This window comes from Streptosporangium nondiastaticum (assembly GCF_003011965.1).
GTDB lineage: Bacteria > Actinomycetota > Actinomycetes > Streptomycetales > Streptomycetaceae > Streptomyces > Streptomyces nondiastaticus.
Genome location: NZ_PXWG01000002.1, coordinates 63957 through 77112, shown reverse-complemented (window position 1 = coordinate 77112; position 13156 = coordinate 63957). Strand labels below are relative to the sequence as shown.

Annotated in this window: 10 protein-coding genes and 1 pseudogene; 10 read left to right on the top strand and 1 reads right to left on the bottom strand. The window is 72.8% G+C overall.

Going from position 1 to position 13156, the window contains the following annotated elements; translation table 11 throughout:
- Window position 1 precedes the first annotated feature (1 nt).
- Window positions 2–1051 (top strand): aminoglycoside phosphotransferase family protein, encoded by a 1050-nt coding sequence (locus B7P34_RS01935; RefSeq protein ID WP_223267398.1) that lies wholly within the window; start codon window positions 2–4, stop codon window positions 1049–1051.
- On the opposite strand, the pseudogene B7P34_RS01930 reads toward B7P34_RS01935, so the two are convergent.
- Window positions 966–2144: pseudogene (locus B7P34_RS01930) on the bottom strand (ATP-grasp domain-containing protein); the annotation flags it as partial. The gene B7P34_RS01935 and the pseudogene B7P34_RS01930 overlap by 86 nt on opposite strands.
- A gap of 208 nt (window positions 2145–2352) precedes the next feature.
- Between B7P34_RS01930 and B7P34_RS01925 the strand changes: the two are divergent.
- The 9 genes from B7P34_RS01925 to B7P34_RS01885 all read left to right on the top strand — a co-directional run bounded on the left by B7P34_RS01925 (window position 2353) and on the right by B7P34_RS01885 (window position 12442).
- Window positions 2353–3162: a phytanoyl-CoA dioxygenase family protein gene (locus B7P34_RS01925; RefSeq protein ID WP_223267397.1), complete on the top strand. Its 810-nt coding sequence runs from the start codon at window positions 2353–2355 to the stop codon at window positions 3160–3162.
- 11 nt (window positions 3163–3173) lie between these two features.
- Window positions 3174–4223 (top strand): polysaccharide deacetylase family protein, encoded by a 1050-nt coding sequence (locus B7P34_RS01920; protein ID WP_106673995.1) that lies wholly within the window; start codon window positions 3174–3176, stop codon window positions 4221–4223.
- Window positions 4220–5461, top strand: coding sequence for an FAD-binding protein (locus tag B7P34_RS01915; protein ID WP_106673994.1), 1242 nt, complete (start codon window positions 4220–4222; stop codon window positions 5459–5461). The genes B7P34_RS01920 and B7P34_RS01915 overlap by 4 nt, the downstream gene beginning before the upstream one ends.
- 73 nt (window positions 5462–5534) lie before the next feature.
- Window positions 5535–6527, top strand: coding sequence for an aldo/keto reductase (locus B7P34_RS01910; protein ID WP_106673993.1), 993 nt, complete (start codon window positions 5535–5537; stop codon window positions 6525–6527).
- Between the two features lie 49 nt (window positions 6528–6576).
- Entirely contained in the window at window positions 6577–7368 is a 792-nt protein-coding gene (locus tag B7P34_RS01905) for an SDR family NAD(P)-dependent oxidoreductase (RefSeq protein ID WP_106673992.1), read from the top strand.
- A 49-nt stretch (window positions 7369–7417) separates the two neighbouring features.
- Window positions 7418–8644, top strand: a complete 1227-nt coding sequence (locus tag B7P34_RS01900) for an ATP-grasp domain-containing protein (RefSeq protein ID WP_106673991.1) — start codon at window positions 7418–7420, stop codon at window positions 8642–8644.
- A 69-nt stretch (window positions 8645–8713) separates the two neighbouring features.
- Entirely contained in the window at window positions 8714–9937 is a 1224-nt protein-coding gene (locus B7P34_RS01895; RefSeq protein ID WP_189382350.1) for an ATP-grasp domain-containing protein, read from the top strand.
- Window positions 9934–11118, top strand: coding sequence for an ATP-grasp domain-containing protein (locus tag B7P34_RS01890; protein ID WP_146166699.1), 1185 nt, complete (start codon window positions 9934–9936; stop codon window positions 11116–11118). The genes B7P34_RS01895 and B7P34_RS01890 overlap by 4 nt, the downstream gene beginning before the upstream one ends.
- Window positions 11111–12442, top strand: a complete 1332-nt coding sequence (locus B7P34_RS01885; protein ID WP_106673988.1) for an MFS transporter — start codon at window positions 11111–11113, stop codon at window positions 12440–12442. Before B7P34_RS01890 ends, B7P34_RS01885 begins: the two co-directional genes overlap by 8 nt.
- The last annotated feature ends 714 nt before the right edge of the window (window positions 12443–13156 follow it).

Below are 13156 nucleotides of genomic sequence, written 5' to 3'. Positions count from 1 at the left end.
CATGGCCAAGATGCATCCGGACGAGGCGGACACCGATGAGGACCTCGTCCGGCGGCTGCTCCGCGGCCAGTTCCCCCACTGGGCGGACCTGCCGGTACGGCGGCTGGAGTCGGGTGGGACCGTCAACGCGATCTACCGGGTCGGCACCGGGCTGACCGTCCGGCTGCCGCTCACCGCGGGCGGCGCCGGAACGCTCCACCGGGAGGCCTTCTGGCTGCCGCGGCTGGCACCCCTGGTGCCCGTGCCCGTGCCGGAGGTCGTGGGGCGGGGCGAGCCCGCCGAGGGCTATCCGTGGGAGTGGGCCGTACACCGGTGGATCGACGGCGAGGTGCTGGTCGAGGGCCGGGTGGACGAGCCCGGGCAACTGGCCCGCGACCTCGCGGCCTTCGTCACCGCCCTGCGCGAGGTGGCCACCGACGGAGGGCCTCCGGCTCACCGGGGCGATCCCCTGGCCGCGGCCGACGCGGAGACCCGCGCCGCGATCAAGGAGCTCCGGCACACCGACGAGCCGTTCGACGCCGAGGCGGCCCTCGCCGCGTGGGAGGAGGCGCTCGCCGCCCCCGCGTGGCCGGGGCGGCCGCGGTGGATCCACTCCGACCTCATGCCCAGCAATCTGCTGGGCGCCGGCGGCCGGCTGGCCGCAGTGATCGACTTCGGCACCGCCGGCCTCGGTGATCCCGCCGTCGACCTCATCCCGGCGTGGAACCTGCTGCCGTCCGCCGCGCGGCAGGTCTTCCGGGACGGGGTGGACACCGACGAGGCCACCTGGGTCCGCGGCCGCGGGTGGGCGCTGTCCATGGCGGTCATCCAGCTTCCGTACTACAGGAACACCAACCCGGTCATCTCGGCCAACGCCCGCCATGTGATCCCTCTCGTCGTGCCGGGGACAGCCTTCAGGCGAGCCGGAACACCGCCCTGGACAGGGCCTCGACCCGGGCCCGGTCGCGGCCCAGGGCGGCCGCGTCGGAGTGGGCCATGTGCACGGTCAGGGGACTGGACGGCAGGTCAATGGTGGGCCGGATCCGGTCGCCCGGCCCCTTCTTCACCGTGACCGCCCGCACCGACCCGACGTTCTCGATCTCTGCCAGGACCGATGTGTCCACGCCCGCCACGACCCCCGTGAGGTCCGTGGCGACGTGGTACACGAACGCCTCCTGGAGCTGCCGGTAGGTGCGGCCGGCGAACTCCCGTGCGAACTCGTCCGGGCGCAGCCAGGCCAGCGCGGCGGCCCGCGCCTGGTCGGCGCCACAGCATCCGGTGTCGAACTCGGGGTGCATGGCCCCGTTCATCCGGGCGCCGATCTCGACGAGCGCGGGCCCGTCGGCGGTCATCATCACCTCCGCGTGCGCCGCGCCGAACTCGATGCCGAGCGCGTCCAGGACGTCGTGGGTGTAAGAGGTCAGCTCCGCGACCACCGGGTCGTCCGGCGGGACGAGCACGTCGCGGTGGGAGACGTTGTGGGCACCCCGGCGGCGCTTGTCGTAGCGCCACACGCCGGCGTCGTAGCGGCTGCCGCGGCAGGACACGGTGTCGACGATGTACTCGGTGCCCGCGAGGTAGGACTGCGCCAGGACCTCGACGTTGGTCTGCCCGTACATGGTGACGGTGCCGAGGACGGCCGCTGCGGCGCGGCGCACCTCGGCCGCGTCGGCGCAGATGGACACGCCCTGGGCGCCCGAGGCGGCCAGCGGCTTGACCACGACCGGGTAGTCGCCCTGCTCCCGCGCCCACGCCACGACCGCGTCGACGTCGTCGGACTTGAACTGGCGGGCGCAGCGCACGCCGGCCTTCCGCACGGCCTCGATCATGAGGTACTTGTCCCGGCGCGCCGCCGACAGGGCGGAGCCGTTGGTCGCCAGGCCGAGCATCTCGGAGAGGGTGTCGGCGAGCGGTACGCCGGGCTCCTGCCCGGCCACCACCGCGTCCGGGCGCAGTTCGGCGAGCCGGTGCGCGGTCTCGGCGGGATCGCCGGCGACCAGGGCCGCCGTGTAGCTGCCGAGGTCGGGCGCCTTCATGGACTTCAGGGGTTCGGGCGTGCTCGACAGGTGCACGACGTCCGCGCCGAGGCCGGCGAAGGCCGCTCGAAGGTGTCTGCCCGTCCCGTACGCGTCGACGAGGACGACCAGGGGGTGATCAGCTCGCATGTGCTGCCTCCGTGGGGCATCCGGTTGCCATATGAGGCAACGTTAGTTGCCAAAATTATTGACCATGTAGGTAACATCTGTCACGCTTTCCGGGCAGAGCCGCTCCACTGAGCCCGAGCATCCGGCCGCCGGACGTGCCGGCCGCGCGCCGTTGTCCCCGCGCAATGCGATGTGGCGAGTTCATCCATACAGAACGGAGCCCTTATCTATGCCTGTCCAGACGATGCACACCCGCACCCGGCTGTCCGGACTCGACGACACGCAGAGAGCCCGCTTCGAGGAGTCCGGTTTCCTCGTGTTGCCGGGCTTCCTCCCGGACGACCTGGTGACCCGGGTCAAACAGGAAGTGGACACATGGGTCGACACCGGGCTGCGGGCCCGGTCCATCGCGTCCGCGCTGGCCTACGACACCCACGGAGTGCCGGACGTCATGGAGTTCGACCTCCCCGCGCACGGCGAACTCCTCGCCCACGAGCCACTGCTCCAGGTGGTCGGAGAGCTGCTGGGACCGGGGTTCGGTTTCCACCACATGCACAGCGACCGGCACGCACCCGACCTCCCCGGCAAGGGGTGGCACCACGACTACGAGCAGAGCGTCCAGTCACGCCGCACGCACACCATGCTCCACGCGCTGCACTACCTCGACGGCATCGACTCCGACATGGCCGGACTCGCCGTACTCCCCGGCTCGCACCGGGAGGTGGCCGGGAAGACGGCGTGCGCCCACCTGGGCACCAGCGTGCTGCCCGGCGAGGTGTACCTGGAGGAGCTGCCGGCCGGATCGACCGTCCTGCTGCACTCCGCCCTCTTCCACGCCCGCCGGGCCAAGCCGGAGTTCCCGGGGCGCCCGCGCTACTTCGTCGACTCCTCGTACTGCCAGGCCGGGACGGCGTGGCCGCCGGTGAAGCCGTACTGGCGCGAGATGCTGGCCCGCGCGCGACAGCTCGGACTCGCGGGCCCGCACTGGCCGGACCTCTTCGCCGAGCACCACTTCAGCGAATACACCAAGCCCGAGTGAGGGGCGATCAGATGCTGCACGCGGGAATCTCATGGCACCCGGGCGGGTACCGGCTCGCGGTGATCGGCCCCGACGGCCGCCCCGTCCGCACGCCCGGCGACTACCCGTCGCACCGGGCCGACGAATTGATCACGGAGCTGCGCCGGCTGGGCGACGGGCTCACCATCGTGGTGGAGAGCACCAACGGCACCCTGGACGGCCGCATGATGGCGGCCGGCCTGCGCGTCCACCGCGCCGACCCCTGGCTGCTGCCGGACCGCCCGCTGCTGGGCTCGGTCCCGGCGGAGGAACTGGCCCTCGTGAGCCTGCGCACCGGGCACGGCCTGGTCCGGCTGGAAGCCCACCGGGGCACCCAGACCGGCCGCGAGGACGAACTGGCCGCCCAGATCGCCTCGTCGGCGGACGCCGACCGTGAACTCGCCGCGGCGGGCCGCTTCTTCAGCCACGGTGACCGCGAGCGCCGCGAGGTCGCGCTCACCTTCGACGACGGTCCGCTGCCGCCCTACACCGGCCGGATCCTCGACGTCCTGGAGCGCTACGGCGTCCCGGCGACGTTCTTCTGCGTCGGGATCAACGCGGGCGGCTTCGCCGAGGACCTGGCGCGGATGCGCGAGCACGGCCACGCCATCGGCAACCACACCTGGTCGCACCCCTTCCTTCCCGAGCTGTCGCGGCCGCAGCTGGCCGAGCAGATCGACCGCACCGCCGAGGCGATCGCCGAGGCGAGCGGAGGCGGGCGACCCCGGCTGTTCCGGCCGCCGTACGGATCGCGGACACCGGAGGTGATGGGCTGGCTCAAGGAGTCCGGCACCACCACCGTGCTGTGGGACGTGGCGCCGGACGACTGGGCCCTGCGGCAGGCCGACGCCATCGCGCGCGACGTGCTGGCCGACGTCCGGCCCGGCTCCGTGATCCTGCTCCACGACGGCGGCGGCGACCGGTCGCCCACCGTGGACTCGCTGCCGCTCATCATCGAGGGCCTGCTGGAGCGCGGGTTCGACTTCGTCCGGGTGGACGACATGATCGAACACGACCGGTCCGGGCTGGTGGTGCCCTCATGAGGAACTGGGCGGGCAACATCGACCACGGGGCGACCCCGGTGGCCCGGCCCGGGTCCGTGGACGCGCTGCGCCGGATCGTCGCGAACAACCGACGGGTGCGCGCGCTGGGCGCCGGGCACTCGTTCAGCGGGATCCTGGCCACGACGGGCGGGTTCGTCCGGCTCGACGGACTGCCGCCGGCCGTCGACATCGACCCGGCGGCGGCCACCGTCACGGTGACCGCCGGCATGCGGTACACCGACGTGGCCGCCAAGCTGCACCGGGCGGGCTACGCACTGGCGAACCTGGCGTCCCTCCCCGACCTCACGGTCGCCGGGGCGACCGCCACCGGCACCCACGGGTCCGGCGACGGCCGGCAGAGCCTCGCGGCCGCCGTGACCGGACTGGAGCTGGTCGGCCCCGAAGGGGACCTGGTCCGGCTGCGCCGCGACGTGGACCACGACACCTTCGCAGGATCGGTGGTCTCCCTCGGTGCACTGGGTCTCGTCACCCGGGTGACCCTGGAGATCGAGCCGTCGTTCCAGGTGGCCCAGTCGGTGCACACGCAAGTGCCGCTCGACGAGGTCCGGGACCGGTTCGACGAGGTGCTGGGCGCCGCCTACAGCGTCAGCGTGTTCACCAAGTGGGGCCACGACGCCACCGTGTGGCTGAAGCGCCGCACCGACCGGCCCGTGGTCGAGCTGGAACTCGGCACGCCCGCACGGAGCCCGCTGCATCCGGTGCCCGGGGCCGACCCGGCGTCGTGCACGGCCCAGCTGGGGGAAGCCGGCCCGTGGCACCTGCGGCTGCCGCACTTCCGCCCCGGCACCGTGGCCGACGTCGGCGACGAACTGCAGTCCGAGTACTTCCTCCCGCGTTCCGCAGCCCGTGCCGCCTTCGACGCGCTGCGCGGGATCGGCGGGCTCATCGGGCCGGTCCTGCACGTGGCCGAGGTCCGGACCGTGCGCGGCGACGACCTGTGGCTGAGCCCGGCGTACGAACGGGACTCGGCGGCGTTCCACTTCACCTGGGTCAAGGACCCGGCCCGCGTGCTGCCGGTGATCGCCGCCGTGGAGGAGCTCCTGGTGCCGCTGGGGGCGCGGCCCCACTGGGCGAAGCTGACGGCCATGACCGGGGCCGCCATCCGCTCGGGCTACCGCCGCGCGTCCGACTTCGACGAGCTGAGGGCCAAATTCGACCCCGACGGCAAGTTCGGCAACGCGTTCGTCGACGAGCTGCTGCGCGACGGGGCGCCGTGACCCGCCGCAGCAGGTCCGCTCCGGACCGGACCGATCCCCATCCCTTGACCCAGCGATCGTGGAAGGCACACGCGTGGAAAAGCGACTTCTGACCAGGACCGGGCGGAAGGTCTCCGTCGTCGGTCTCGGCACCTGGCAGTTCGGCGACGGATGGGACCACGTGCGCGAGCACGACGTCCGCGCCATCCTGGAGGCGGCCGTCGAATCCGGTGTCGACTTCATCGACACCGCCGACGTCTACGGCGACGGCCGCAGCGAGCGGCTGATCGGCCGGTTCCTGCGGGAGTTCCGCACGTCGCCGGGCGGACCGCCCACCGTGGCGACCAAGCTTGGACGCCGTGGCCCCCAGGAGACCGGGGCGTTCACCCTCGACAACTTCCGCGCCTGGACCGACCGCTCCCGGGCCAACCTGGGCACGGACGTGCTCGACCTCGTACAGCTCCACACCCCGCCGGACGCCGTGTTCGAGTCCGACGCGGTCTTCGACGCTCTCGACGTACTGGTCGACGAGGGCCGCATCAAGGCCTACGGGGTGAGCGTGGAGAGCTGCGCCCAGGCCATGACCGCCATCGCCCGGCCGAACGTCGCGTCGGTGCAGATCATCCTGAACGTGTTCCGCCGCAAGCCGCTGGAGCAGGTCCTGCCCGCCGCCCGGGCCGCGGGCGTGGGCATCATCGCCCGGGTTCCGCTGGCCTCGGGCCTGCTGTCCGGGAAGTTCCGGAAGGACACGGTCTTCGCCGCGACCGACCACCGCAACTACAACCGGCACGGCGAGCAGTTCGACGTCGGCGAGACCTTCTCCGGCGTCGACTACGAGACCGGTCTCGCGGCCGCGGGCGAGTTCACCGGCCTGGTGCCCCCCGGCGCCACGCCCGCACAGCTCGCCCTGCGGTGGGTCACCCAGCAGGACGGCGTCACCACGGTCATCCCGGGCGCCACCTCGGTGGGCCAGGCGCGGGCCAACGCCGCGGTCGGGTCCATGGAGCCGCTGTCCGAAGCGACCCTGGAACGGCTGCGCGAACTGTACGACCGCCGGATCCGCGCCCAGGTGCACCACCTCTGGTGACCCCCCGAACCCGAGACCGCGCGCACATTCCCCTTCCCCGGAGCCGCAGATGAAGATCGCCGGAGAGACCGTCCTGCTCACCGGTGCGACCGGAGGCATCGGCCGGGCGCTTGCCGCACGTCTGACCGAGGCCGGCGCCGACCTGATCGTGACCGGTCGCGACGCCGAAGCGCTGCGAGCGCTGGCGGACGGACTGGGCGCCCGGTGGGTGGCCGCCGACCTCGCCGACCCGTACGACGTGGAACACCTCGCGCAGGCGTGCGCCGGCACGGGGATTCTGGTGGCGAACGCGGCCCTGCCCGCCAGCGGTGACCTGCTGGAGTACACCCCGGAGCAGATCGACCGTGCCCTGGCGGTGAACCTGCGCTCGGCGGTCGTGCTCGCCCGGATGCTCGCGCCGGCGATGGCCGCAGCGGGCCGCGGACACCTCGCGTTCGTGGGATCGATGTCGGGGAAGGCCGCCACCCCCCACTCATCGCTGTACACCGCGTCGAAGTTCGGTCTGCGCGGCTTCGCCCACGCCCTGCGGCTCGACCTGCGCACAGCCGGCGTCGGGGTCTCGCTGGTCCAGCCGGGATTCGTCGCAGAAGCGGGCATGTTCGCCAGGACCGGGGCACCGCTGCCGCGTGGGGCGCGCGCGGTCACACCGGACCAGGTGGCATCGGCGGTGCTCAGGGCCGTCGAACAGGACCGCGGCGAGGTCAACATCGCCCCGGTCAAGCTGCGGCTGCTCTGCGCCCTGTCGGTGCAGTTCCCCGCCGCCGCGGCCCGGCTCCGGGGGAGGGGCGCCCCGGACGAGGGCGCCCGGCGCATCGTCGAAGCACAACGGGCGTCGCGATGAGGTGCCGGGCGGACGCGCGGTCCACGACAACCTCACGAGGAGTGAGCACATGAAGGAAAGCGTTCTCGTCATCGGCTCGGGCTACCTCCACTTCCGGGAGTACGCGCTCCGGGGGCTGGCCGAGCACTACCGTGTCGTCCTCATCGGTGCGCGCCCGCTGGACTGGCAGCTGCCGTACGCGGCCGAGTACCGGGAGACCGACCTCCAGGACGAGGCCGCGGTGTTCGCCGCCGCCGAGGAGCTGGCGGCGGGCAACCGCATCACCGGCGTGATCACATGGGAGGAGATGCTGATCGCGCGGGCCGCCGCGGTCGGCGCCCGGCTGGGCGTCCCGGCCATGCCGGTCGAGGCCGCGCGGGCATGCCGCGACAAGGCCGAGCAGCGCCGGCTCTTCCAGGAGGCCGGCGTCCCTTCGGCGCGGTTCCACCTCGCGGGTTCCGTGGCCGAGGCGGTCGCCGCCGCGGACGCCATCGGCTACCCCGTGGTGGTCAAGCCCCGCGGCCGGGCCGCGAGCGTCGCGGTCCAGATCGTCCGCTCCGAGGCCGAGCTGCGGGCGGCGTTCGACTTCGCCCGCAGCTCGGAGAACGCGTCCATCGCGGACGGGCTCGTCCTCGTCGAGGAGTTCCTCGCCGGCCCGGAGATCAGCGTGGACAGCTGGGTGCTCGACGGCAGGGTCGAGCCCTACGCGATCGCGCTCAAGCGCACCGGTTACGCGCCCTTCTTCGAGGAGGTCGCGCACGTGGTCGGCACGGTCCTCGACAGCGCGACCGAGGCCGCGGTCCGCGACGTGGTGATCCGCTCCAACAACGCCCTGGGCATCGATCGGACGGTCACGCACACCGAGCTGATGCTCACCGCCGACGGTCCCAAGGTGGTCGAGGTCAACGGCCGGCTGGGCGGGGAGCTCATCCCGCGCCTGGCCGAGATCGCGATCCCGGGCCTGTCGATCGGGGCGGTCCTCGGCGCGGTCGCCACCGGCCGCGAGCCCGACCCGATCCCGGCGCCCGGACAGCTGGTCGGCATCCGCTTCCTCTACCCCGCCGAAGACCTGACGTTCGACGACCTCGAGGTCCCGGCCGCCCTCCTCGGCGAGCCCTGGGTGCACGAGGTGCGGCGGGTCAGCGAGCCGGGCACCGAACTGCGGCTGCCTCCACGGCAGTTCCTGGGGCGGGCCGGATACGTCATCGCCACGGGCGCCGACGTCGCCGAGATCGACGCGCGGCTGCTGAAGCTCGCCGAAGCCACGGCCGTGCTCGGCGAACCCCTGCACATCTGAGCCTCCCGTACCACGAGCGCCCACGGTGGGCGCTCCGTTTCCCCTTCACCACGGATGGAGACACACCCCATGAAGAAGGCCCTGATCTTCGGCGAGTACAAGATCGCCCGGTTCCTTCCGGTCCTGCGCGAGCGCGGCTACACAAGCTTCGTCGTGTATTCGGCCGTCGAGTTCGACGCGGCCCTGGAGTTCGACAACGAGGGTGTCGAGGTCAAGCTGCTGAGCCTGGACTGGGACGCGGAGGACGTGCTTCGCGTGCTGGACACCGAGCGGCCCGACGTGGCCATCGCCAACCCGTACGCGCACGGCCAGGAGCAGCTGCCCATCGTCTACGGCCGGGCCGCCGCGCGGTGGGACGGCCGGTTCGTCGCCCACTCCGCCGAGTTCGCCGAGGTGGCCTGCGACAAGGTCAAGCTGCACGAGACCGGTGTGGAGCGCGGGTGGCCGGTCCCGGAGGGTGCGGTCTGCACGGACGCCGCCGCGGTCGCCGGCGCCGCCCGGGAACTGGGCTTCCCGCTCGTGATCAAGGAGGCCCAGGCCCAGGCGGGCGACGGACGGTTCTTCGCGGCATCGGCCGCGGAACTCGACGCCGTGCTCGCCCGGGGCCTGGCGTTCCCCGCGATCGTGCAGGCCTTCAAGGTGGGCGTCGAGACCGGCATCGAGCTGATCACCGCCGGCGGCGAGCTGATGCGCTGGCCGGTGGTGTCCATGGGCCCGCTGGACGCCGGGCTCGACCCCTCCCTGCGGGCGCGCGTCACACCGTACGCGCTCCCCGAGCGTGCCGCGGCGCGTCTCGACGCGTTCCTGACCGACATCCAGGACAACTTCGCCCCCTTCGGCCCGTGGCAGATCGACTTCGCCGTGGTCGAGGACGACATCGTCGTCCTGGAGATCAACCCGCGCCTCGGCGGCCTGTCCGACCTGGGGCTCACCGGCACCGGCACCGACCCGCACGCGGTGTTCACCGCGGCCGCGCTCGGCGAACCGCTGCCGCAGGTCACGACGCGCGCGGTGACCATCGAGCTGCCGTCGTCGGAGATCCCGGGCGTCGAGGTGCCCGCGCACCCCGAGGGGGCCGAGGTCATGCGGGTGACCGCGCGCAAGCCCACCAACCGGTGCTTCATCAACACCGACCGCATGCAGCTGGTCACCACGATCGGCAACCTGGACGCGGGCAAGCGCTGGGTGAAGGAGCTCGACGCCGCGGGCCTGCTGCGCTGCTCGGTCGAGTCCGCGTTCCAGCAGCTGGAGCAGGGCTTCGGCGTGTTCGGCGGGAAGGCGGAGTCGCTGTGAGGGTGCTGATCGCCGGGCTCGGTGACAACAAGGATTTCGGGCTCAAGTCGCTGCGTGACGCCGGGCACTTCGTCGGGGTCATCGACCTGCCGCACCGCGTCCCCGTCAACCACTGCGACTGGTGGCGCGCGGGCGACCGGTTCTCGGTCGACTCGATGTTCGAAGCGGCGAGTTCGGCCGGCTTCGCGTGGGACGCGGTCCTCTGCTGGGAGGAGCTGTCCACCGACATCGCCCGGGAGGTCGCGCAGAAGCTCGGCGTGCCGGCGCCACGGATGCCCGCGGGCCATTTCCGCGACAAGGGCGTCATGCACGGCCGCCTGCGCGAGCAGGGCGTCCCCTCACCCCAGCTCGGCGTGGCCCGCACCGCCGAGGAGTGCGAGCGGCTCGCCGGCGGGCGCTTCCCGGTCGTGGTCAAGCCGACCGACTACGGCGGCAGCGGCGGGGTCAAGGTCGTCGACGACCCGCGCGACCTCGCCGAGGCCTTCCGGGCCGCGGCTGCGCTGGCGGCGAGCGGACGGGTCGCGGTGGACCGCTACGTGGTCGGGAAGGAGTACAGCGTCGAGGCGGTGACATGGGCACCCGGTGAGACACAGGTCCTCGCGATCACCGACAAGTACCTGACCAGGCCGCCGTACTGCGTCGAGACGGGCCACGTGTCACCCGCGGCGGCATCGGACGAGGACCGTGAGCTGCTGACGGCGGCGACGGTCCGCGCGCTCGACGCGCTCGGCATGGAGGCGGGCGTCTCCCACGCGGAATTCCGCATGACCGGGACGGGCCCCGTCCTGATGGAGATCGCGGGACGTCCGGCAGGCGGCCAGATCCCGAGACTCGTCGAACTGGCCACCGGATGGAACCTGAACACCGCGGAACTCGCGGCCGTGGTGGGCGAACGCACGGTACCGGGGGCGCCGGCCGCCGAGTGCTCGGCCATCCGGTTCTTCGTCGGTGACGGCCGGACGCCGTTCCGTCACCCGGTGACGTGGGAGAAGGCGAGCCGGCCGCCGCTCGCGGGGGCGCTGCGCGAGCTGCGCTACTTCGCGGGCGAGGGCGCGGTGGCGCGGGTGCCGCGCGGCCCGGAGGACCGGCTGGGGTACGCGATCTTCGCGGGCACCCGGGCGGAGACCATGGCGGCGCTGGCCGCGCTCGACGACGGCACCGAGGAGTACCGCGGTGACTAGCACCCCTGCCCGCCCGGCCGGTCCGGGCGGGCAGGAAGGGCGCCCCCTCACGCAGGGGGCGCCGGCCGCCACGCCGGACCGGGGCCTGTGGCACAACCACGACTTCCTCAAGCTGTGGTCGGGGGAGACGGTTGCCGCGCTCGGCTCCCAGGTCACCCAGCTGGCACTTCCGCTGCTGGTGCTGGGCACACTGGGCGGCAGCCCGTCGCAGATCGGACTCGTCACGGCGATGCAGTTCCTGCCGGCGCTGTGCGTCACCCCGTTCGCCGGCCTGGTGATCGACCTGTTCGACCGCCGGCTGATCATCCTGGTGGCCAACGCGGTGCGTGCCGTGGCACTGGCCACGGTGCCGGTTCTCTACATGACCGACACCCTGTCCGTCCCGGCGCTGTGCGCGATCGCGTTCGTGGTCGGCTCGGGCACCGCGGTGTTCGACGTCGGCTATCTGGCCTACCTCCCCGCGCTCGTGCCGCAGCGTCACCTCGTGGACGCCAACAGCAAGTTGCAGGGCTCCTACGCCGTCGCCCAGATCGGCGGCTCCGGAGTGGGCGGCCTGCTGATCAAGCTGCTGGGCGCGTGGTTCGCGATCCTGGTGAACGTCGTGGCCTACCTGGCGGCGTTCGCGACCATGTTCCTGATCCGGCACCGGGAGCCGCCCCGCGACCCGTCGGCCGCTCACAGGCCGCGGCCGGCCGACATCCTGACGAGCTTCGGCCTGCTGTGGCGCAACCGGACCCTGCGCATGCTGAGCGCGCGGGCAGGCTGGTTCAACATGTGCGAACAGGCGATCCTCACGCTGTTCCTCGTCTACGCCGTGAAGGAACTCGGAATGGACGCGGGCGGGGTCGGCTTCGTCCTCGCCTTCGGCAGCGTCGCCTCGCTCGCCGGGGCGGCGGTGGCCAAGCGGGTCGGCAACCGTTTCGGGTTCCCGAGGATCCTGATCCTGGCCAGCAGCGCCTCGTCCGTCGCGCCGATGCTTCTGCTGCCGACCGGAGGGGCGGGCACCGGATGGAACTTCGCGCTGGCGACGCTGACGTTCGCCGTCTACGGGTTCGGCCTGACCATCTACAACGTCCACGTGGTCGCGTTCCGGCAGACGGTGATCCCGTCCGAGGTGCTGGGCCGGGCCACCGCCGCGTACCGGATGCTCACCTACGGGCCGTTCCCGCTCGGTGCTTTCCTCGGAGGCGTGATGGGCGAGCGGCTCGGGCTGTGGAACTCACTGCTCGTCTTCGCGGTCGCCTCGCTCGCGGGGTGGGTGCTGTTCGTCCTCGCCTGCACGAGGCTGACGGAGACGGAGACGGCGCAGCCGGTGTCATCCTGATCGCAGGCTCCGGCGAAGAGCCCGGGGCCGCCGTCCGGCCGGGCAGCGGTGGCTGCCGCACCTCGCCCCGCACGTGCCGCCGGCCGTGCCGGTGCCGCTGGGGCAGGGCCTTCCGAGCGAGGACTACGGCGGGTGCAGGGCCTTCCGGGCGAGGACTACGGCCTCGCCCGGTCGGTGTGCTGACGGCTCGACGGCGAGAACCTCTTCGACGCACCCGTCGTCGAACCGCACGCCGCCGCCGTCGGCCTTGGTTGCTTCGTCGCGGCGCCGCGACGCGTCGGGTCCGCCGGCGCGCCGCGGTCGTTCCGCGGTGATCCGGGGACCCGGCCGGTGCCGAGGTCCGCGCCGCGGTCAGGGATCCGGGCGCGGACGGCACGGTGGACCCGGGGCGGCGGCCGGGCCCTGCGCTTCGGGCTCACCGCGGAGCATTGCCGGCACGGCCTCAAGCCCGTGCCGGCAGGTGCAGGCCACCGCGCAGCGGCCGAGACCATCGCCGGCCACCACAACTCCTGACGCCCGGTACCGAAGTCCCCGTTGCCGGCCCGCCCTCCGGGTGGCCGGCAGCGGGGACTCGGCGTCCTTGTAGCAGTCCGTCAGCCCGTACGTAACGTGAAGCGGCCCGGAGCAGGAGCTCCGGGCCGGAACGGGGCGGCCCCCACGGCGGGGGCCGAAGGGGCCGTGGCCGGCGGGCACGGGTGCCGGGCCGGCCGGATG